Consider the following 23232-nt stretch of genomic DNA (forward strand, 5'->3'; position numbering starts at 1 on the left):
TCTTTCCTAATTCTCTGTCTCTAATGGCGGCTTATGCTTTCTTGATACCAGGAGCTTTATCGGTAGCAGGGGCTTCTTCGATACAAATCGCGATGTCTTTCACTTCGTAAATACGCAGACCATCTTTGCTCAGGTTTGCGTCGCCAACGATGATACGTTTGCCGTCTTCGTCTTTAATCGCAGTGATGTGTACATCCAGAGACATTTGCTTGTTCAGAGGGTTAATCTGACCACGGTATTTCCATTTCACTTCAGATTGGATTTGACCAAACTTCGGATTGCGGAAGCCTGCACCAAGATCTTTGTTTAGCGCGTAGGTTTGCATCAGTTCGATGATCGCTTCGACACCTAGAGAACCAGGCATTACCGGATCTTGATGGAAGTGGAACTGGAAGAACCAATCACTAGGGTCGATCGTACGCTCAGCGTATAGGTAACCAAGACCATCTTTACCACCATCACTGGTGATCTGCACGGTATCGATGAAGTTCAAACGACCGCCAGCCAATTGGTAATGCTCTTGCACTTCACCAGTAGCAGAAACAGGTGCATTGAAGTAACGCGTCGTTTTATCTAGTAGGTTGATGTTTACATCCGGAGTGCGGTTGTTATCAACGTGCCAAGGGTGAGTCACTTTACCGTTGTCCAAACCCAGTTGGTCTTTCAGTGCAGCACCTTTGAAGTAACCAAATACCGCTGTACCTTGGTAGAAAGGCACTCCGTCAGTGCTCAGTTCGAAGCTGAAGCTCTGTACGATGTTGGTGCCCATCATTACGGTTGAAAGCAGACGAGAATCGTTGGTAATCGTTTTGCCACGCAAGTCGACGTTACGCAGCATTTTGCCGCTGCCGTCTAGGTTACGGAAAAACAGCTCTTCGCCTGGGAAGCCCAGAGTGGTGCCCATGTAGCCAGAGATGAAGCCGTTTGGCTGCAGTGAAATCTCCATCAAAACCGAATAAGGCATCAAGGTATGGTGGCTGTTTTCATCAAAGTACCATGCATTTTCTGGCACTTCGTATTCAGCGATACACGATGAAGGTTTCTTGAAGTCGCCACGCTTGCCGTCGATTTCAACGACACGAGTGGTTAACTGCAGATCGCCACACGGAGTACGTGGTGGAATCATCCCACGGTAGATAGAGAAATCAGGACCGAAACATTTCTCGATATCGCCAGTCGCGAACTCGAACATGTGGTATGGCGTGAACGGAACCGTATCTGGTGTGCGGTTCGGGTAATCAGGCGTTACCGGCGCTTCAACGTGTTGAAGAGGAATCACGCCTTTATTTGGCGCTGTTTCTAGGTCTTCAATTTGCGCCATAAGTGGCGAATTTGCTGAAGCTTGTTGGTTCACTGCTGGCGTATGGCCCAAGCTTTTATGGTCCAAGCTTTCGATAACAGGGGGTGCGACAGCTGTTTCTAAAGAAGGCAGGTAACGAGTACATTCGTCGTCTTCTTTGATCATTACACCTAAGTTTTGGAAATCAACAATCACTTTGCCGTTCAGCAAGATATCGATGTTAGCTTTTGCGTATGGGCGAGGGCTTAAACCAATCTCGGTCACTTCCATGCGGTAAGTCAGTTCTGCCGATTGTGGTAGAACTTGACCACGACAGCGTACTTGTTGAGGCGCATTTTCAAGCGGCTGGAAACGACCATTTTGAACAAGCGTGTGCATGCCAAGGTGCATCATGAAGAATTGCAGCAGTTGACCACAACCTTCTGCCATCAAAGAGCCGGCCATTACTGAGTCATCTTTGAAATGACAAGGGAAGTACCAATGCTCAGGCTCTAGCTGTTTGTGACCTTCAATCAGACCAAGTCCCCATGTGCCGCCTTGCGGTTCAACACGGCTGACCTTTTCGATCATCATGAACTTCTCAGAGCTGAAGCATAGAGAAGGCTGATGGCGATCAGATTGGTGAGTTGGGCCAAAACACTCTGCGATGTTTGCAGTCAGTAGGTGACGCAGTTCTTGGTGGTTAAACTGGGTTTTAGGGCAGTGCAACATTGGGTCGAAGCGTTGCTTAGTTGCAAGCTTACGAGCTTTGATTTCGTCTTCAGTGTGAATCACACCTTTGCCGTCTGCTAGCTCTTCATCAGTGAAGAAGCCTGCACAACCGTTGTCCATTTTCAGGATCATCTTGTCGCCAACGAAACATTCGTACGAGAAGAAGAACAGCAGCGTGTCGCCATTGCGAGCGAAGCTGTTGATGGAGATATCGTAACGCAGCGTATCGCCACCACGAGGCAAGTCGCCAAGGAAAGTTAATGTGCAATCAAGCAGACGATAAACACGTTCGCCCTTGTTTTCGAAATCAATACCTAAGTAACTGATAAGCATTAGGTCGCACTGACCTGATTCAACTGCAACAGCCCAAGGGATCTGACCATCAACAAGGTACGGCGCATCAACAGGGATGTCGTACTCTGTGGTCATGGTGCTTGGCTTGTACTCGTTCACTGTCGCGTTGAGCTTGGTTACACGAGATACCAATAGGTAGTCAGTGGTTGGTAAGCGAACGCGGCGCGAGTAGCTATCGATGATCGCGTAGTCAGGGCCAAATACGTTGGCAATATCACCTTCCGCGTATTCAACCAGATCATCGTAATCCCAGATACATGGTTTACGGATAGGTTTTACTGGTGTTGGTGTCGCAAGTGCGTTTACTGGCACTGACTGAACCTGAGTCGATTGAGCTTGTACAGGCTGAGTTGACGTTTGTTGACCAGTTATTTGTTGACCACTCGTTTGTTGAATCAGGGCATTGCTATCTAAACCAGACGTAATTGCGTTTAACTGTGCCTTTAATAGCGCATCAGCCATCTGCATGCCTTGGGCACGAGTGTGCAGGAATGCTTTGTGTACTTGCTGGGCCGCTTGCTGGTTTTGAGCAAAAGCTTGGTTATGTGGTGTTACAGACGGTTGTAATGCTGCATCCGTCTTAGCGTCGATTTGAGACGCGCCATTTTTAGCGGATAGGACATGAGTCATATTGCTGTGGTTACCTGTTAGCTGACTGTGGCGAGTTGGCGCCAGAGTAGGGGATACTGATGTAGGAGTTTCGATGACTGGCTCTACCGCGTTCTGCGCTAATGCTTTTTTCTCTAACTCTTTTTGCGCAAGGGCTGCTTGAATGCTTGCTGTCGTTGGAATCGACGCCACTCTTACAGCTTGTTTACCAGAAGCTTTCTGTTGAATCGTTGCCAAGTTGGTCACTGGGGTTTGGGCAATATGTTGATAGATATCGCGACCACCAAGAGTCACTTGCTTAACCAATTGACGTTTAGCATCGCTCGCCAGTTCACTGCTTAAACGAACGGAAAGTGATTGAGATTCAACACTCGATTGAGTTAGTAACAGCTGTGAACATTGGCCTTCGCTGATGTTGGCAACAATCGCGTTTTTAGAGCTGACATTTGGATTCAGTGGCTCATGGTTCAGGTTGAGCAGACCGTGTAACAGGCTTGCCATCCCAGAAGCTGCAGAGCAGTGACCCACACGTTGACTCGCTTGAGTCGTCTTTGTGCTCGCTAAACTTAGAGACGAAGACTGATATGACGAAGACTCTGGTGCATGGTTAAGCTCAAGCAGAGAAACATCGTTCGAGCTCATACCGACTTGAGTCAGTAACTCATCAGCAACGGCGTTGTTACGCTCGCTTGAACCAAAGGCTAAGGCGTTGATACTGCCGTAAGCTGTCTCTTGGTTGCTCGCTACTCGACTCTCTTCAACAAGAACAATCGCACCTGCGCCTTCGCCCACATTCCAACTGCCGTCTTGCGGTTGTCCGAATTTTGGAGCAAGTGACGCTGGGCTCATGCTGTTCTTCAGAATCACATGTTCCGCACTGCCACTAAGGTCAACGGCTGCAATCACGACTGCGTCCATGGATTCTTGCGACATTAGGTTTTGCGCGACATCGATACAACGAGCAACTGATTGTTCAGCGGCTGAAATCGTAAAGGCAGGGCCGTTAAAGTCCCACAATGAAGAGATACGCGAAGCCATGATGTTGCCGATGAAACTGGTGTATTGGTTCAGCTTGGCTGCGTCCATCACACTGTCCATCGCGATGGTTTCTAGCGCTTGGTATTCGTCTTGAGTTAGTTCGATACCCATGTTGGCAAAGCTGTCAGCCAATTGGCTATGCAGGTTTACGCGTCCACGGAATTGGTGCATCTCAAGCTCTGTTTCCATCGCAACGAGTACTGCAACTTTTTGGCCTGCTACAAGCTTGGCATCTTTGATGGCTTCGTCTGCAACTTTCATCAGTAACAACTGCTGAGAGATCAAACGGTCATCTTCATTCGGCGGCACTTTAAAGCGTAGGAAATCGAGATCGAATTGATCGATGTACGCTCCGTTTGGAATGCCGTGTAAACCAAACTGATTCAGTAGTTCTGGATGTTGGTCTAAGCCTTTCCAGCGTTTCTTAGGCAAAGCAATGAAAGCATCGTTGTTGGTTTCAATTGCAGTGCTCAGCGCGTTGATACTTTGCAGAGAACCGAAGTGAGACGCTAGGCCAGTAATGCTTAAATTAGACGGTTGTAGGCTTGGAGATGCTGACTCTAGAGTCTGGGTTACATGACTGGTGTATGAATACGCTTCAAGCAGTAAGTGAGCGTTACAACCACCGAAACCAAATACAGAAACACCCGCGCAGCGCTCTGAGTTACCCGCTTTACTTGGCCAAGGTTGAACCTGCGTTGGCAGAGTCTGTAGGCCAAATAAACCTTCAGGCGACGATAGTGGCTTGTCCAAATTAATACTTGGAGGAAGCACTCCTTCTTTCATCGCAAAGATCATTTTCATGATCCCTGGCATACCTGCCGCAGTCAGCAAGTGACCGAGGTTTGACTTCGCAGAGCCAATCAATGGCGGGTTAGAACCATTCAATTTGTCAGCAAAGAATCGCTCCATTGAGGTTAACTCAACCTTGTCACCTAATGGCGTACCGGTTGCGTGACACTCAATCACTTCAATGCTGTCTGGTGTTAGGTTTGATGCCTCGTAAGCGCGTTCAAAGGCTTGTACTTGTCCTTTGCTATTTGGGCTTAATACGAACTGGCCACGGCCATCGTTCGACAAGCCAATACCGCTGACGATTGCGTAAATGTTATCGCCATCACGTTCTGCATCAGCTAAGCGTTTTAGGACTAAAACACCGGCACCTTCGCCAGCAAATAGACCTTTACTGTTGCTATCAAACGGAACCGAAACACCGTGGTCAGGGTAAGCGTGGAAGATGGAAAAACCCATGTTGATAAAGAATGGGTCAGCACCTGATACCGCGCCTGCCAACATCATGTCGGCCTTGCCCGTGTTCAAGTAATCACATGCTAACTTCAATGAATACACTGAGCTTGCACATGCCGCATCTAGGCTAAGTTGCACGTTGCCTAAACCTAGCGCATCAGCCACTAACTTAGAGGCGTTGTGTGCTGCAGCACCATTGATAGGGTTGAGATCTTGCGCGGTTTCATTGGTTGGTAGCAGTGAAAACTGGTCATTAGCCAATTTATCTTTAAGTGCTTTCTCTACCACCGAGTGATACATCGGCAGAAACAAGTCGTTTGAGCGTGTGGTTGGGAACGAAAGGGCACCCATGATCACGCCTGTGCGCTCTAAAACATCGGCATTCAGATCAATACCTGCGTCGGTTAAAGCCTTACGACTGGTATCCAAAGCCCACAGGAAACTCTGGTCAACACCGTTGAATGATTCTGCTGTTAAGCGGTAGCCATTGCTATCGAAATTGAAGTTTTCAATGTAGCCGCCTTTGTCACAGTAAAAGCGGTCTGATTCGCCTTGTACGCCCTGATAGCTTTTAGGTTTAGCACCTAACTTTTCAGCGCTTAATGTGGTTCGAGAATCTTTTTTATTCAGCAAGTTTTGCCAAAAGTCTTTTGGCGTATCAGCTTCTGGGTATTGGCTCGCAATACCGACAATCGCGATTTTATTGCACTTCACTTGCTGCTTATTCTTAGTTTGAGTTTGAGTTTGAGTTTGAGTTTGAGTTTGAGCTTGATATTGAGATGGCTTCGATTGAGAACTCATACTAGCTCTCCTTGATGATTCACTGCGCTGTCTTGAGACACACCACTTAATTGCTTAGCGGCGGTGATCTGTTGTTCTAGCCCTTGAATAAGTGGCTCGACAGACAGTGGAATTTGATGAGTAATGAGCTGACCAATGCATTTGATGAGCGTGACAACATCGTCACCGCCTTTGGCATTGGAAGCGATTGTGCAGTACTGGTCGGTTACGTCGTCGCTACGATTGATCTTGTCGATCAATGTGCTGGTTTGACGATCGGCACCTACTTCTACAAACAGACGCGCACCTTGTTGACGCGCACTTTGGATCAACGCGGTGAAATCTAACGTTGAACAGAAAGTATCAGCAATTGAAAGGGCGATGCTGTCGCTGTCTATATTGACTGGGGCGCCCGTCGGTAGACCTGCTGCGCTGATAAAGCGGATATGCTTTGGCAACTCGTCGAACAGTGGTTGCGTGTAAAACTCACGCACTTGGCTATGTTGGCTCAATGCTGGTGTAGTGTGCATTGCGGTAACACGATTCGCGGCAATGCCACGTTTACCTAGTTTTTTGAGTAGTGCACGACATGTGCTTTCACAACCAGCCAGTACGCAGGTGTCACCTTGGATGATAGCGAGATAAGCGCGTGGGAATTCTGGTAACAGAGCCTCAATCGCTTGTGCATCACTGCGAACCACAAAGCTATTCCATTGGATGCTTTCGTTGCCGTTCAGCTGCCAATCTTGACGCACTGCGGTGAGCTCGCCAGAAATAGCCGTGGTGAAGATAGGACTGGTTTGAGTCATCTCGATCAGCGCATGTGGGTTTTTCCAAACATTTAAGCTGGCCCACATGGAAGCTTCACCTTTGGAGTAGCCCAAGGCGAAATCTGGCTGCACTTTGAATTCATCACATAGCAGTTGTGTTAACAGATAACTGCTGCCCACACCTGCAATTGCCAGCTCGCTGAGCGACATTTCTTGCGAGTCCTCAGCGTAGGTTTTTTCAGCCTGTAGCATCTCTTTCAAGTTACCTTCGCGTTCTAAGCGAGCAAATAACTGTGGGAAATGGTGGTGAAACTCGCGCAACATGCCGGGATAAACCGTGCCAACACCAGGGTAAACAAATGCAACGCCACCTTTGCTTTGAGGCTTTGGAGAGAAACAACTGCCTGCCGGAGTTTTGTATTGGCTATTGTCAGCCATTACTTTTGGCAGCGCATTTTCTAGCGCTGTGATTTCTTGCAATGCAGCATCAATTGAAGCCGCTTGAATCACTATGTTCGCGCTAAGGCCAGCATTGTGTTGAATGCTTTGGAAGTGACTTAGGTTTGAATGCATCAGGGTGGCGATAGCAAGTTCGCTGTCCGTTGAATCACTAACGCATTTTAGCTCTTCTCTTAACGAGGTTAGCTGAGAAACCAATTCGGCTTGGTCACTGCCAGAAACCACAAACATCAAACGCTCGCTTGATAGCAAGGGTTTTGGTTCTTGCAAACCGGTCGCTTGAGTCAATATCAGGCTGGTGGCTTTTTGGTTATCGTCACTGAAAGTTAACGCAGCAATACGTGCTTTGTTCGGCTCAGTGAACCAATAGTGGCTCGGTAATGAATAGCTCGGTAATGAATAGCTCGGTAATGAACGGCTCGATATCGCATTAACCATATTCAACAATTCATTAAACTGCCGCGAAGCAGATAGGGCTGAGTATTGCTGTTGATGGCTTAAGTCTGAAGCGGGGCGGCGTGACATATCCAGAGCAAGCTGAACGCTATCTCCATTATCTAGATCGAGAGCTTCGACAAAACCCGCTAAATTCGCGTGTGGGTGAATCTTATTCTGAGCAGCATTCAGCGCACTTAACATCAACAATGATGGTGAGTGAGAATCTAAACAAAGTTTAATAACACTACCTTGAATGACAGCCTCAATCGCTTGAGCAAGTGCTTGATTAAAATTGCCATCAACCACAACAGTCATCATGTCTGGGAACGAGGGGAATAAGTCGGCAGAAAGCTCAGCCGCGTTTGCTGGCTGAGCTAAAAGAGCGATGCGCAATGGCATCGCTTTATTAGTAGGAACAGTCACTATGACAATTGCTCCTTTTCTGCGTTCTTAGTCGCCTCTTTCTTTGATACGGCAGAGCTAGACTTCGGCAAAAATGCGTCGTTTAAGCTCTTGCTGATGGTGACTTTGGCACCTTTCATTACCGCACTTAAACGACCATCCTGGTGGTAAAGCGAGATATCAGCCTGCAGTGAACGAGCCGTGCCTTTTATCACGCACAGCTCTAGCCAACCTTGGTCACCATTGTGCATCGGTGCGTAACAAACAAACTCACCGATTGCAGACGGTAGGCTTGCCGCGCCGTATTTCAATCGAGCCCATACCAGCATGGTTTGCAACAGATAATCTTCAGCAAATGGTTGGCTATCGCCAAAGCCTTGCTTAGGAATAAATGATCCACAGTCGCTGTTTTCAATCTGGGGCACTTGGCACTGAGCCAGTAAGCCTAAGTCGTCAAAGCGTTCGACTGAGGTAATACCTTGCAATCTTGGTCCGTGAAACAGAGTGCCATCACTGTATAGAGCTTGCGCCGTTGTTACAGGTGCTGAAGTGTTGGTTTTAAAGCGCTTTTCTGACGCTTGTTGAACATCTTCAGACACTTGCACAGAGGCAACTTGCAACTGAGCTTGATACTGTGGTCGCCCTTGGCAACTGATTACTGCTTTTAGCTGACCTTTTGATTTAGCCTCTGTAGACAAGACAAGCGTTAGCTCTTGCACTTCATCAGTATCAAAAATCACACCTTTCAGCAGTTTGTAGTTGTGAACGCTAACGTTCACCCCTAACAGTTGCTCAGCGACTTCACGCATCCATTGGATGGCACACACTGTCGGTAACACTGGGTTACCGGCAATGCAGTGATCTTGAATGAAAGGCAATGCCTTCGGATCAAGATGACGTGTCACAGTGATGCTTGTATTCAGCGGACTCTTTGCAAGATGCACAGACTCCGCATTAAGCTTTTTTACAGCAGCTTCCTTGTTGTCAGAACCTTGCATGCTCGTGCCAACCAGCAATTGAATGCCAGTTTCGTTCAGTAGCTGAGAACTAAACAGCTCTGCACCCGCCTGAAGAGGAATCACGTACACACCACGCTCTGTGAACATACGTTTCAGTGCTGCGTTTACCATGCCACCGTCCCACGGTCCCCAGTTGAAGCTCATCACTTTCGCTTGAGGGTTACGCGCAGACAATTGCAGAGCCGCTTTGTTTAGGATCTCGTTAGACATCGAGTAATCGCTTTGGCCTGTGTTTCCGTAGAAACCCGCCGCCGAAGAGAACATCGCAATCAGTTTTAGCTTGCTGCTATCAAGACCGCCAAGAACCGCTTCTAGTCCGCCCACTTTCGTGCCGTAAACCATGTTCAGTTCATCAAGTGTTTTGTCTTGAATGTGTTTGTCAGCCAGTACGCCTGCGCCGTGGATAAGACCCGTGATGCCGTAGAAATTCGCCAGTGTTTTCGCTACCGACTCATGGTTCGACACATCTAGGCTTAGGTACTCAGCGCTTGCGCCAATCTCGTTGAAAGCGGCAAGTGCTGCGTTGATTTCAAGGCTGCTCAATACAGGTTTTAGCAAGGCATCAACTTTCTTTGGCGTTGGTTTGTCACCTGTTGCTTGTAGGTGAGCAATAGCCGCTGGTTTTAGCTCTTTCTCTTGCTTGCCTTGAGCCCACTGAGGTAGCTCAGCTGAAGTAATATGCTTACTACGACCTGCAAGAATGAAGTGAGACTTACATTGCTTAGCAAGCGTCAGTGCACATTCAAACGTCACGCCTTTAGCGCCACCCGTTACGAGAACTTTGTCGCTCTTGGCGAGCTGAGCGCCTGCGTTTTTGGTTTGTGCAGCGCCTGGTGTTGCAGCAATCAATGTTGCACGACCAGATTCACCGTTTTCCGCATGGCTAAGGCCGATTTCAACGGTGTTGGTATCGATATCGAACAGTTCGCCTATGATAGCTTCAGCTAGGTGACGAGCATCAATCGAAGCGTCAGCATCCAATGCACGGCAGAACACGTTTGACCATTCATGGCTCAGTGTCTTAGTTAGACCAGATAGAGCCGCTTGGTTAAGTTCTGCATTCGCTAATTGCTTAGTATCTAGGTAACCAAAGCCACCATCGATACGGCTTAGTGTGAAGAACACGCTACGACCAGAAACGGCATTCAGTTGGCCATTTAGGTGCTTGGCGAATAAGAACGCTGTCGTCAGTGAAGCTCTTGAGTCTGCATTCAAGTTAACCGCTTGCTCGTTGCTTTGTTTAGCATCAACGATAGCTTGTAGGTGAATGAAGCCCGCAATCACTTTGTTCGACGTTTTAAGGTCTGCTTCGATGTCGTTAATAACTGCAGTCACACCAGCATCATCGACGCTGTTGAGTGTGTAGCTTGCGATTTCACTGTTTAAAGGTGACGCGGCAGAAAGAGCACTACGCACTACAGCAACTTGAATGCCGTTAGCGGTCAACTTTTCTGCTAGAACACCGGCGTTGTGACCATCATCTGTGATCACGACACAAGCGTCTTTTGAGAAACAATCGACGAGTTTATCTGCCGCTGGTAGCTTTTTTAGCGCTACCTCATTGTGTGGAGGAAGTTCCGCTGTCGCTGTTTCTGCGATAGGCGTTACTGATTCAGCTTTAGGAGTCGCTACGGGTGCAGCAGCGGATAGCTTGCTTTGCATGTAGGTAACGATTTCACCAAGCGTACGACACTCAGCTAAGTCTTCAGGATTCAGTTCTAGCAGCGTTGGTAGCTGGTCTTGAACCGTACCTAGGATCTCAACGCGTTTGATTGAGTCGATACCAAGGTCTGCTTCCATGTCCATCGCTAGGTCGAGCATTTCTGCTGGGTAGCCTGTTTTGTCGGCAACCACTTCCATCATTGTTGATTGAACGTGAGCAGGATTTAGGTCGTTGCTTGCGCTTTCTACTGAGGCTGTAGCTGCTTCTGGAGCAGGCGCTGCGTTAGGAGCTTCATTAGCGCCTAGCTTGCTGTTCATGTAAGCAACGATTTCGCCTAGTGTACGACACTCAGCTAGATCTTCAGGGTTCAGCTCTGGCAATGTTGGTAGTTGGTCTTGAACTGTTCCAAGGATCTCTACACGTTTGATAGAGTCGATGCCAAGGTCTGCTTCCATATCCATTGCTAGGTCTAGCATTGCTGTTGGGTAGCCCGTTTTATCAGCCACTACGCTCAACATTGTGCTTTGAACTTGCTCGGCGTTTAAACCGTTTGAGACTGCTTGCGCTGGTGCAGATACTTGAGCTGCTGCTGGAGCAGAAGCCGGAAGCTTGCTGTTCATGTAGGCTACGATTTCGCCTAGAGTGCGACATTCAGCTAAGTCTTCAGGGTTTAGCTCTGGAAGAGTCGGTAGTTCGTCTTGAACCGTACCTAGGATTTCAACACGCTTGATTGAGTCGATACCAAGGTCAGCTTCCATGTCCATTGCTAGGTCTAGCATTTCAGTCGGGTAGCCCGTCTTCTCTGCCACTACTTCTAACATGGTTTTTTGAACGACAGCCGCATCTAGACCGCTGTTAGCTGCTGCTGGCGCACCTACTTCCGTTTGTACTGCAACTGGTGCAGAAGCTGGGAGCTTGCTGTTCATGTAAGCAACAATTTCGCCAAGAGTGCGACACTCAGCTAAATCTTCAGGGTTTAGCTCTGGAAGAGTAGGCAGTTCATCTTGAACCGTACCCAGAATCTCAACACGCTTGATTGAGTCGATACCAAGGTCTGCTTCCATATCCATTTCTAGATCAAGCATTTCCGTTGGGTAACCTGTCTTCTCAGCAACCACTTCTAGCATGGTTTGTTGAACGACTTTTGCATCAAGACCGTTAGCGGCTTGAACAGTAGCAGTTGCGCTTGGCTGTGCTGCCACAGGCGCTGATGCTGGCATCTTGCTGTTCATGTAGGTAACGATTTCACCAAGAGTACGACACTCAGCTAAATCTTCAGGGTTCAGCTCAGGTAGGTTTGGCATTTCGTCTTGAACGGTACCAAGGATCTCTACGCGCTTGATTGAGTCGATACCAAGGTCTGCTTCCATGTCCATTTCTAGATCAAGCATTTCCGTTGGGTAACCCGTTTTCTCAGCGACCACTTCTAGCATCACTTTTTCAGCATCTGCTGATTGTACTGCTACAGCTACAGGAGCTGGTTGTGCTTTAACTAGTACAGGTTGGGCTGCAACAGGCGTTGCCGCTTGAGCCGCTACTTGCGGTGCAGGAGCTGCTTTATGTACTGGAGCTTTCTGAGCTACCGCATTTTGAACAGGTGCTGCTTGTACAGAAGTCGATTGTACTTGAGCTACAGGCTGTTGAACGATAGTTGTTGGAGTCGCTTGAATCGCAGGCTGAGCATTTACAGAAGCAACGAAGGTTGGTTGTGCCGTTTGTACTGAACCTTGCGTCAGCATGTTAAGTGCTGAGTTGTTGCTGTGCGCTTGCATCTCTAGGTAATGAGCGTGAGCTTTTAGCGTCTCTGCTTGGTGCTGGTGGAACATCTCCATAGAACGTTGTAGGTTTTCAGGAATTGCTACGCCTGCTGTTGCCATTTTCGCTTGCTCAGACATTAGGGTGTTGAACGTGTCACCGTATTGCTGAGGAATCGCAAGGAACTGCTGATGTACTTCTGCTGCTTGTTGTTGAGCATTGAAGAACGACTGCAATGAAGACTCATCTACCGTTACTTTAGTTGTTGGCTGACTAGTCGCTGGGGCAGTTTGAACCACTTGTGATTGCGGAGCTGCTGTTGCCACTTGTGCACTTGGTGCAGGAGCAACTGACTGTTGTACATTTGAAGCTTGAGGAGCAGCCACAGGTACTTCAACGATTTCTGTTTTAATCACTTCTTTTTCCACGATTTTCTCGACTTCAACTTTCACTTCAACAATCTCAGTCTTTTCGGTGACGTTGCCCGAAGCCAATGATTGATCCATTTTCTTACGAGTAGCAGGGCTGATGTAGTTGGTTGCATTCAGCTTGATGTTCATTGGTGATGCCTTCGCAGGTTCAGCAATGTCAGCTTGGTAAGGGTCAATGTTGTCTAATGAAACACCTGCCACGCATAGTTGAACTGCAGCTAAACGAAGCTGTTGGTCACTGTCGCCTTTAGGGCTTGGGTTGATACTGATTGCGTAAAGCTCTTCGTTCTTATCAGCCAATGTTTTCTCAACCAGTTTTTGAAGAATGTTCTTAGGACCGAACTCAACGAATACGCGCGCGCCTGCTTCATACATCGCTTCAATTTGCTCGCTAAAACGAACCGATTGCAGCATGTGTTGCTTGAACGCTTTCTTGATCGCTTTCGCGTCTTTGCTGTGCAGTTTGCCCGTTGCGTTTGAGTAAAGCGGCAGCGTTGGAGCGCTGAATGAAGCTTTATCAATTGCAGAAGCAAATGGTTTTTGAGCGTGAGCAACAAGCGGTGTGTGGAAAGCACCAGACACTGGCAGAGCAATCGCTTTGAAGCCTTGTTCAGTTAGCGCTTGTGCTGCTTGTTGAACCGTCGCAGTTGGACCTGCAATAACCAGTTGAGTCGGAGCGTTGTAGTTGGCAATGCTCACGCCTTCGAATTGGCTGATGCAGCTTTCAACGGCTGGAAGTTTGTCTGCGTCTAAGATGACCGCAAACATAGTACCGCTGTCACCTTGTTCAGGTGTCGCCGCCATCGCATCGCCACGAGCGAAAGCTAGCTGGTAGTAATCGTCTTGCGAGATAACACCCGATGCACATAGTGCACTTAGTTCACCAAAGCTGTGGCCTGCAACCATGTCTGCTTTGAAGCCAGCTTGAGTCATGATGTCGAACTGACCCATAGACACAGTACCAATTGCACTTTGCGCATTGGCGGTGTTGGTTAGCACAGCTTCTTGAGCTTTGGTTGCTTCTGGTGTGAAGGTTGGAATTGGGAACAGAATTTGCGACAGAGCCGTTTTCTTGTGCTGACCAAATACCTGATCCGCTTGAGCAAGCTGTTGGCGCATTTCAGGGTAATGACACGCAAGTTCGCGACCCATGTTGAGGTATTGCGAACCTTGACCTGCAAATAGCGCTGCCACTTTACCTGCACCATTTTCTGCAATCAGTGCCGACTCACGGTAGCTAGTACCGTTTGGCATCTGCCAATGTGTTTTGGCTTGGCTCTCAAGCATAGAAACCGCTTGAGTCAGTTGCGCTTGAAGGTCTGCTTGGTCAGTGACGACTAAACCAAGACGAGCATGCTTAGCGTCAACTTCGCGTAGAGCGTGCTGCTCAGCAAGCGCTTCCAGTTTGAACACAGCGTCTGCAGCTTGAGTTGAAACCTGGTTGAGCTCATTGATCAGTGCTTGACGAGATTCCGCGCTGAATAACAGTGTTTGCGGTACTTGGCGCTGACGGTATTTGTCACCGCGAGCGTGCTCTGGCGTGTACTCTTCCAATACAACATGGAAGTTAGTGCCACCAAAACCGAATGAGCTGATACCTGCACGGCGTGGTGTGCCGTCGACACGTTTCATCCAAGGACGCGTTTGTGTGTTTAGGTAGAACGGTGAGTTCTCGATATCCAACTTAGGATTCGGAGCCGATACGTTGATCGTTGGCGGCAGTACTTTGTGGTGTAGTGCTAATGCAGCTTTGATTAAACCTGCAGTACCCGCAGTTGATTTAGTGTGACCAATTTGAGATTTCACAGAGCCTAACGCAATGTGTTGCTTCTCTTCATTGTTCTCACTGAATACCGAGTTTAGGCCACCAAATTCAGCAACATCACCTGCTGCTGTACCTGTGCCGTGCGCTTCTAAAAGGCCAAGCGTGTGTGGTGCGAAACCAGCATCATCGTAAGCGCGTTTTAGTGCTTTTGCTTGTCCTTCAGGGCGAGGCGCGTAGATACTCTTGAACTTACCGTCCGAAGAAGAACCGACACCTTTAATCACTGAGTAGATTCTGTCGCCATCGCGCTCAGCATCTTCAAGACGCTTAAGAGCAACCATGCCGATGCCTTCACCAATCATCATCCCTTTTGAATCGATGTCGAAAGGTTGAATGGTTTCATTGGTGGTAAATGCAGGTGTTTTAGAGAAACTCATGTACATGGTTGGCGAGTTATCAGTACACACGCCACCAGTGATCATCATTTCACTGCGGCCTTCAACCAGCTCACTCAGAGCCATACGCATTGCGGCTAGAGAACCTGCACACGCAGCATCTACGACACAGTTGATCCCACCAAGGTCAAAGCGGTTAGCAATACGACCTGAAATAACGTTACCCAATGAACCAGGGAACGAGTTCTCTTCCCAGTGGATGTATTGGTCTTGGAACTTTTTGATCAGCATTTCGCTGTCTTCGTCGTTGATGCCACTGCTCTTGAAGACTTTTTTCAAAACAGGGTATTGAAGACGAGCATTTAGGCTTTGAGCGATCTTCTGACCACCACCCACACCGAGCGTAATACCGATCTTATCGCGATCGTAACCTTCAGGAAGTTTCGCATCTTCAAGTACTTCTTTTGCCACGATCAGAGAAAGCAGCTGTGACGTATCAGTCAGTTCAAGGATATTTGGCGGAAGACCGAACTCCATAGGGTTGAAGTCAACTTCTGGGATGAAACCACCGCGCTTACAGTAAGATTTGTCTGGCGTTGTACGATCTGAATCGTAGTAATCTTCTGGACGCCAGTGCGTATCAGGCACTTCGGTAATTGCATCGATCTTTTCGCTGATCAAATCCCAGAACTTGTTTAAGTAACGAGAGTTCGCAAACATGCTTGCCATTCCAACGATAGCAATAGGCATGTCTTTAAGACGTTTATTAAGTCGAGTGTCGTCGACTGATTCCGGGGTATTTTTTTCGGGTTGGCTCATTATGAGTCTCCACTTGAAATCACTGAGGGCGATGTCGTGTTTTGAGGCTGCGCTTTTAATTGAATCGAAAATAAATCTGAAACAGATTTGGACAAACGCAGCTGAAGAGTAAGGCTACCGAAAGTCGGCCACCTGACTGAAATAGGGGGTGCGAAGTACAGTGACTTGCAGGGGTTGATTACGTTTTTCATGCTATAAGAGGGCATTCGAATGTGAGGTTGATGTCCATTTAAATCCTGTCCAAAGTACTGCTTTATGCAAAGCAGGTATCCGCAATAAAAACGTGTGATTTTGTTTAATGGTTGAGCAGGCTACCCGAGGTGAGTGGTCGATACAATGCTCCCAGAGACCACTATGATCTGTTCAGACCAGATGATTTTTCTGAACTTTTGTTTTTTGTATTTTTAATGGAATTAACTTGTTGATAATTAATGAGTATGGGTGGTTTTTTAGTGTTTATACTCTACATTTTGACTTAGTGAGATCTATGTCAGATTTTTGTAAGTAACATTTAATAGATGCATGTTCCATAAGGTGGAATGTGATCTGTGTTTTAATTTGTTATTATTTTAAAAGTTAGTTTTAAGTCCCTATATGAAGGGTGTTTCCTGCGCAGATTCTCTATGTTTATCTCAAATCATAGGTGAGTTAAATTTGTTCGTTTTGATGTTTTTTTGATAAGTGGTTTGAAGAAGTGAGCGTGAGTAAATTGGAAAACCCAGTGGTTGATTTGTGGCTATGTTCTCTGGGTAACTTGAATGACCAGCCAGACATTGTATCTCAGCTCAAAAAGAGACTGACGGCCGACGAGATAGCCAAAGTTGAGCGCTATCGAATGCCTTCATCTCAAATTCAGGCCCTGTATGTTCGCAACTACCTAAGAAAGGTGCTGTCTAGCTATTCTGATTTGATGCCTGAAGCGTGGTGCTTTGAATATGGTGAGAAAGGGAAGCCAAGATTAATTGAGAAACAACAAATAGAAACCGGCCTGAATTTCAATATCAGTCATAGCAAAGAACATTTGTTAGTCGCGGTTTGCCAGAGAGAAGGGAAGCGAGTTCAACTGGGTGTCGATATCGAACATGCAAGAAGCTCGACCAATATCGATTCGATCATGAAGCACTATTTTTCAGATAAGGAATTGGCGGATTTACTTAAACTTAGTAAAGAGCTGCAGAGAGAGCGCTTTTTCGATCTATGGGCGCTGAAGGAGTCGTATATCAAAGCGACGGGCAGGGGGCTAGCCACATCGTTGCGAAGCTTTTCGTTTGATTTCTCCAATCTGACGGAGCAAACATTGCCAATTCACCCTTCGAATTTTCAACCAAAGTTGCAGGATGAAATTAGATTTCATGGTGAAATCAGCATATACAGTGGAGTTGGGTTGGATGTTACTGAGCAAACCGATATTTCTACAGATTGGCAATGTTGCTTAGGGCGGTTGGATGAGCAGTATCGCTTTGCGGTTACGCTCGGCGGAAATTTGCTACCGATGCAGATAGAGATGAGAACCTTTCCATCATCTCATCTCTTTTAAGCTAGCTTGGTGAGGTGAAGTTAGCTCGTTTCGCCAAGCATCGCTTTTAATACTTCAGCGGGTACAGGCTGAAGTTGCTTGTCTTTATCAAGGCAGACCATTTCAATATCACCAATCACAGCAGGCTTAGTGGCATCTTTGCGCCACACTTCTTGTCGCCATAGCGTTTTGTATTTTCCATCGAGTTCAAAAGAGGTTCTGATATCGCAAATCTCAGCGAACTCAACCCCATCTTGGAAAGTCATGTTGGCTTTATACACCGCAAAACCTAATCCGTGCTCATTCCACAAGGTCGCCAGTTTATCGCTACCCAATACATGTTCGCGTGCACGCTCAAAGTACTTTAGAAAGTTAGGGTGATAAACCACACCTGAGTGATCGGTATCTTCATAGTAAATTTGTACTGGGTGATGGTAGATCTGGCTCATTGATATCAACTCTTATTAAGTAGCGTTGTAGTAAATCTGACTAAGTTGTGCAGCACTCTACAGGATAGGTAGAAATTACTTCAAGGCATCATCGACTATCGAGCTTTTGGTCAGACCTCATTCGGCCTTATTCATTACTAATACGTTGGTCAACTCCCACCCATTTACAAATATTCTATGTGTCATTTCCCACCCATTGATTTTCGCAGCGAGTTGGTGATTGCAGCAGGCAGATATCATGAAGCCTTATGGTTAAAGGGTTGTTAATGATTTGTGTTAATGTGGCGCGCTAATTGCCTTAGTGAAAGCACGCAGTTCCCATTGAAGGGCTGCTTTGTTTACTAAGGAGAATAATAATGTTTAAGCCTCTTACCCTGCTGTCTGTATCTGCTCTGGCGCTCACAAGTTTTAATGCTGCTGCAAACTGTGACCCTGGTGAAATCGTGATTAAATTCAGTCACGTAACCAATACCGATAAGCACCCGAAAGGCATTGCCGCTTCTCTACTAGAAGAGCGAGTAAACACTGAAATGAATGGTAAAGCTTGTATGCAAGTTTTCCCTAACTCGACACTTTACGATGATAATAAGGTACTGGAAGCCCTGTTAAATGGTGATGTTCAAATGGCGGCACCTTCGCTGTCTAAATTTGAGAAATTCACTAAGAAATACCGCATTTTTGACCTTCCTTTCCTATTTGAAGACGTAGAAGCCGTCGACCGTTTCCAAAACTCAGAATCTGGTGAAAAACTGAAGAATGCGATGAAGCGTCGTGGTCTTCAAGGCTTAGCATTCTGGCACAACGGCATGAAACAAATGTCGGCGAACAAACCTCTTATCAGCCCTGAAGATGCAAAAGGTTTGAAATTCCGTGTTCAAGCATCAGACGTATTGGTAGCTCAGTTTGAACAACTAGGCGCTAACCCACAGAAGATGTCTTTCAAAGAAGTGTACGGTGGCCTGCAAACCAAGGTTATCGATGGCCAAGAGAACACATGGTCAAACATCTACGGTAAGAAGTTCTTTGAAGTACAAGACGGCGTGACTGAAACCAATCACGGTATCTTGGATTACCTAGTGGTAACGTCAAACGACTTCTGGAAAGACCTACCTGAAGATGTACGCACACAGCTTGGTACTATCGTTCAGGAAGTGTCTGAGACGCGTAACGCAGAATCTTCAAAAGTTAACCTAGCGAACAAAAACAACATCATCGAAGCTGGTGGTGAGGTTCGTACACTTACGCCTGAACAGCGTGAAGCATGGGTAGTTGCGCTTCAACCTGTATGGAAGAAGTTTGAAAAAGACATCGGTTCAGATCTTATCGATGCAGCGTTAGCTTCAAATCAATAATACCGCTAAGGGAGTGGCGAGTATTCGTCACTCCTTATTAAAACAATTATAAGCGGAGTCAATTATGGAAAAGCCTCAAATGGAACAACCAAATTCTAGCGAATCAGCACTGGAAACCTCTCTTTTTTCCAAAGTCGGAAGAGTTACGGATGTGATTGAAGAGTCATTAATCGCATTTTTCCTTGGCGCAATGACGCTACTTACTTTTGCCAATGTGGTATTTCGATACGCATTCAATGGCAATATCTTGTGGGCACTGGAATTGACGGTGTTCATGTTTGCTTGGATGGTGTTGGTCGGCGCATCTTATGGTGTTAAAAAACATTTCCACATTGGTGTTGATGTGATCATCAACCTTGCCCCAGAAAAGCTACGCAAAGTGTACGCGCTAATCGCCGTGACAAGCTGCCTAGCATTTTCAATCTTACTTCTTATCGGCTCTTGGAATTATTGGTACCCATTCGCGACCGATCGCGCATGGTACGAGACCGACGATATTCCAATGCCAGAGATGCTTCAGTTTCTTGCTGACTGGCTGAATGAAGGAGAGCGATACGAGAAACTGCCACGTTTTATTCCTTATATGGCGTTGCCGATTGGTATGGCAATGTTGACGTTCCGTTTTGCTCAAGTTGCTTACCAAGTCGTAACAGGCAAGCTTGACCGTATGATTGCAGGACACGAAGCCGAAGAAGAGCTGGATGCCTTGAAAGCTGATGTGTTAGCGGGTTCTGATGAAGACGCGACAGCAGTATTGGATTCGACTAAGCAGAACAAAGCGAACGAGTCGGGTACAAAATCTAACGGTAAGGAAGACTAATCATGGCAATGTTATTTCTATTTTTAATGGTAATTGCTTTCATGTTGGTCGGTGTACCAATTGCAATTTCCCTCGGTTTATCGAGCGTAATATTCTTATTGATGCATTCAGATGCGTCATTAGCTTCAGTCGCACAAACGCTGTTTAATGCATTTGCAGGCCACTACACACTCTTAGCGATTCCTTTCTTTATCTTGGCCTCTAGCTTCATGTCTACGGGTGGTGTGGCGAAGCGGATTATTCGTTTTGCTATCGCGATGGTGGGCTGGTTCCGCGGCGGTTTGGCTATGGCATCGGTTGTGGCATGTATGATGTTCGCAGCCCTTTCTGGTTCATCTCCTGCAACGGTAGTGGCGATCGGTAGTATTGTTATCGCAGGTATGATCAAAAACGGCTACACAAAAGAATTCGCTGCAGGGGTTATCTGTAACGCAGGTACCTTGGGTATTTTGATTCCACCGTCAATCGTGATGGTGGTTTATGCTGCAGCGACCGATGTATCGGTAGGTCGTATGTTCCTAGGCGGTGTGATTCCTGGCCTGTTGGCGGGCGTGATGTTGATGATAGCTATCTACATTGCGGCACGTATTAAGAAGATTCCGGCACAGCCGTTTGTGGGTTGGGGCGAGATGTTCGCAGCAGCGAAAGATGCGAGTTGGGGCTTGCTACTGATTGTCATCATTCTGGGTGGTATCTACGGCGGAATCTTTACACCAACAGAAGCGGCGGCTGTTGCAGCGGTTTATGCCTTCTTTATAGCCAACTTTATCTATAAAGATATGGGACCTTTCGCTGACAAGAGTAATACCAAGCCTGCGCTGGTGAAAGTGTTCCAAACCTTTTGTCACAGAGACACCAAAGACACGCTCTATGATGCGGGTAAGCTGACTATCATGCTGCTGTTTATCATTGCCAACGCATTGATTCTTAAGCATGTTCTAACAGAAGAGCGTATTCCTCAAATGATCACTGAGTCTATGCTTTCTGCTGGCTTAGGACCGATCACCTTCTTGATTGTGGTGAATGTTCTACTCTTGATTGGTGGGCAGTTCATGGAGCCATCAGGTTTGCTGATCATCGTAGCGCCGTTGGTATTCCCAATTGCCATTGCACTCGGTATCGACCCAATTCACTTAGGTATCATGATGGTGGTGAACATGGAGATAGGGATGATAACGCCGCCTGTCGGGCTCAATTTGTTTGTGACCGCAGGTGTCGCGAAGATGTCGATGATGAACGTGGTAAAAGCCGCACTGCCTTGGGTAGGCGTAATGTTCTTGTTCTTGATTATCGTCACTTACGTGCCTTGGGTGTCAACATGGTTACCAACCACCTTGATGGGGCCGGAGATCATTACCAAGTAGTTGGCGGTTTAGATACACGGCTAGTCTAACGAACGGTTTCATTCTCAATGTAAATAACAGCGATAGATGAAGAGTTATACTTTTTCATCTATCGCTTTCTTTTTCCCGCGCCGTAAAGTACCGCTTATGCGTCTGTCATAGCCTTTCCAGCGCAGTTTTTTCTTTCTTCGATCGCGCCCAGATCTTCTTTCTACTTCATAATGGTCATCAATAAGCACTGTATCTACAATGACAGGAATGGTCGTTTTTTCGTTCATATGCAACTTATCCTTAAAGTCGACATATGAATTATGGAAGATGAATCTTATCTCTGCCAGTTTCGATAGACATTCAGATCAAGTTGCGCTTTGCGTTTTGTTTCGTTGTTGATTCTTTTATTTCGTAGCTTAATTTTCACTTCAAAATCTATTGTTTACTTAAAATTATCTTTGTCGATTTGATAGCGTTGCATTTTGTCGTAAAGCGTTTTTCTTGGGACATTTAATTGAGACATGGTTAATTTTATACTCCCTTCATTCTCAATCAACGCGCGCTCGATCACTGCTTTTTCGAACTCTGACACTTGGTCCGATAGGCTAATACTGGCGTCTGAATGGATCTCTGAGTTCGCACCATCCCCCAATTGAGCTAGTTTTCCGAGTAAGATGAAGCGTTCAGCGCTGTTACGTAGCTCACGTACATTCCCTGGCCAATCATGAGCCAAAAGTGCGTGCAGTTCCTTTTGTGGAAGGGCTGGGGCTGTCTTGCCATAACGCGCCGCAGCAACCAGTAAGAAGTGATGGAACAGGGCTGGGATGTCTTCTTGTCTGCTTCTTAACGGCGGCAAGTCTAAGGTCACAACGTTAAGTCGATAATAGAGATCTTGGCGGAAAGTGCCTTCTTCAGCGGCTTTCTTTAAGTCGACTTTAGTGGCCGCAATCACTCGAATGTCCAGAGGGACTAAACCATTAGATCCAACCCTTTCGATGACTCGCTCTTGCAAGACGCGCAACAGGCGAATTTGTGCTTGCATCGGCATGGACTCAATTTCATCCAAGAATAGAGTTCCGCCTTGAGCAAATTCAAATTTACCCACTCGCTTGCTTTCTGCGCCAGTGAATGCGCCTTTTTCATGGCCGTACAGTTCACTCTCAATCAGGTTTTCAGGGACCGCGCCGCAGTTGACCGCGACGAAGTTTTGTTCTCGTCTGCTGCTTTGTTCATGTAGAGAACGTGCAACTAATTCTTTGCCTGTGCCAGTTTCGCCAAATAACAAAATATCGGCGTTGGTGTCGGCAACGTGAGTGATGATAGACCGCAGTTCTGTCATTGATTGTGTGTCACCAATGATCCTTGGGCCAAGCGCTTGGCTGGCCTTGAGTGAACGTTTTAACTCAAGGTTCTCGAGGGTTAGTTGACGTTTTTCTATCGCTCGCTTGGTGGTTTCGATTAGGCGCTCATTGGCGAACGGCTTTTCGATGAAGTCATAGGCGCCGTATTGGATTGCTTGAACGGCCATCGAAATATCGCCGTGACCAGTAATCATAATTACGGGGATCTCTTTGTCTTTGTGCATCACGGTGTTGAGCAGATCATGCCCAGACAGACCCGGTAAACAGATATCAGTGATGATCACGTGAGGTAAGCCGTTTTCTTGAATCGCGAGCAGAGCTGACTCCGCATCGGGAAAGAATTCGGCATCAATATCGGCGAGCTCGAAGCTCTGTTCAATAGCCATTCTCAGATCGGATTCATCATCAATGAAATAGACGTGACACATAGTTATTCCTTTACTT

The 23232-nt window shown here is 46.9% G+C and carries 10 protein-coding genes; 4 read left to right on the forward strand and 6 right to left on the reverse strand.

The features are described 5' to 3' along the window. Positions 1–31: 31 nt before the first annotated feature. From BCV39_RS02230 to BCV39_RS02240, 3 genes are read right to left on the reverse strand one after another with little or no spacing between them, the layout of a single operon-like run. Positions 32–6061: a beta-ketoacyl synthase N-terminal-like domain-containing protein gene (locus tag BCV39_RS02230; RefSeq protein ID WP_102432839.1), complete on the reverse strand. Its 6030-nt coding sequence runs from the start codon at positions 6059–6061 to the stop codon at positions 32–34. Beyond that, complete coding sequence (locus BCV39_RS02235) at positions 6058–8130, reverse strand: PfaB family protein (RefSeq protein WP_102432838.1); 2073 nt, start codon at positions 8128–8130, stop codon at positions 6058–6060. Before BCV39_RS02235 ends, BCV39_RS02230 begins: the two co-directional genes overlap by 4 nt. Then, entirely contained in the window at positions 8130–15956 is a 7827-nt protein-coding gene (locus tag BCV39_RS02240; protein WP_102432837.1) for a type I polyketide synthase, read from the reverse strand. Before BCV39_RS02240 ends, BCV39_RS02235 begins: the two co-directional genes overlap by 1 nt. A gap of 709 nt (positions 15957–16665) precedes the next feature. Between BCV39_RS02240 and BCV39_RS02250 the strand changes: the two genes are divergently transcribed. Then, positions 16666–17493: a 4'-phosphopantetheinyl transferase superfamily protein gene (locus BCV39_RS02250; protein ID WP_102432857.1), complete on the forward strand. Its 828-nt coding sequence runs from the start codon at positions 16666–16668 to the stop codon at positions 17491–17493. Between the two features lie 20 nt (positions 17494–17513). Here the strand turns inward: BCV39_RS02250 and BCV39_RS02255 are convergent, their stop codons facing one another. Further along, positions 17514–17921: a thioesterase family protein gene (locus tag BCV39_RS02255; protein ID WP_009847292.1), complete on the reverse strand. Its 408-nt coding sequence runs from the start codon at positions 17919–17921 to the stop codon at positions 17514–17516. A gap of 356 nt (positions 17922–18277) precedes the next feature. On the opposite strand from BCV39_RS02255, the gene BCV39_RS02260 reads away from it, so the two are divergent. The 3 genes from BCV39_RS02260 to BCV39_RS02270 all read left to right on the forward strand — a co-directional run bounded on the left by BCV39_RS02260 (position 18278) and on the right by BCV39_RS02270 (position 21457). Then, complete coding sequence (locus BCV39_RS02260; protein WP_048661479.1) at positions 18278–19273, forward strand: TRAP transporter substrate-binding protein; 996 nt, start codon at positions 18278–18280, stop codon at positions 19271–19273. Between the two features lie 64 nt (positions 19274–19337). Continuing rightward, on the forward strand, positions 19338–20093 hold the full coding sequence (locus tag BCV39_RS02265; protein ID WP_102432836.1) for a TRAP transporter small permease: 756 nt from the start codon (positions 19338–19340) through the stop codon (positions 20091–20093). A 2-nt stretch (positions 20094–20095) separates the two neighbouring features. After that, on the forward strand, positions 20096–21457 hold the full coding sequence (locus BCV39_RS02270; protein WP_102432835.1) for a TRAP transporter large permease: 1362 nt from the start codon (positions 20096–20098) through the stop codon (positions 21455–21457). A 74-nt stretch (positions 21458–21531) separates the two neighbouring features. Here the strand turns inward: BCV39_RS02270 and BCV39_RS02275 are convergent, their stop codons facing one another. After that, positions 21532–21714 (reverse strand): hypothetical protein, encoded by a 183-nt coding sequence (locus BCV39_RS02275; protein WP_017106218.1) that lies wholly within the window; start codon positions 21712–21714, stop codon positions 21532–21534. 155 nt (positions 21715–21869) lie between these two features. After that, positions 21870–23216 carry a sigma-54 dependent transcriptional regulator gene (locus BCV39_RS02280; protein ID WP_048664260.1) on the reverse strand — a complete coding sequence of 449 codons (1347 nt, stop codon included), beginning with the start codon at positions 23214–23216 and terminating at the stop codon, positions 21870–21872. Positions 23217–23232: the final 16 nt, after the last annotated feature.

It is taken from the genome of Vibrio sp. 10N.286.55.E10, assembly GCF_002872555.1.
Taxonomy (GTDB): domain Bacteria; phylum Pseudomonadota; class Gammaproteobacteria; order Enterobacterales; family Vibrionaceae; genus Vibrio; species Vibrio crassostreae.

Excerpts from the sequence above, each read along its gene's own strand:
- BCV39_RS02270 (WP_102432835.1), top strand. The coding sequence starts at position 20,096 with ATGGCAATGTTATTTCTATTTTTAATGGTAATTGCTTTCATGTTGGTC.
- BCV39_RS02265 (WP_102432836.1), top strand. The coding sequence starts at position 19,338 with ATGGAAAAGCCTCAAATGGAACAACCAAATTCTAGCGAATCAGCACTG.
- BCV39_RS02280 (WP_048664260.1), bottom strand. The coding sequence starts at position 23,216 with ATGTGTCACGTCTATTTCATTGATGATGAATCCGATCTGAGAATGGCT.
- BCV39_RS02275 (WP_017106218.1), bottom strand. The coding sequence starts at position 21,714 with ATGAACGAAAAAACGACCATTCCTGTCATTGTAGATACAGTGCTTATT.
- BCV39_RS02260 (WP_048661479.1), top strand. The coding sequence starts at position 18,278 with ATGTTTAAGCCTCTTACCCTGCTGTCTGTATCTGCTCTGGCGCTCACA.
- BCV39_RS02255 (WP_009847292.1), bottom strand. The coding sequence starts at position 17,921 with ATGAGCCAGATCTACCATCACCCAGTACAAATTTACTATGAAGATACC.
- BCV39_RS02240 (WP_102432837.1), bottom strand. The coding sequence starts at position 15,956 with ATGAGCCAACCCGAAAAAAATACCCCGGAATCAGTCGACGACACTCGA.
- BCV39_RS02230 (WP_102432839.1), bottom strand. The coding sequence starts at position 6,061 with ATGAGTTCTCAATCGAAGCCATCTCAATATCAAGCTCAAACTCAAACT.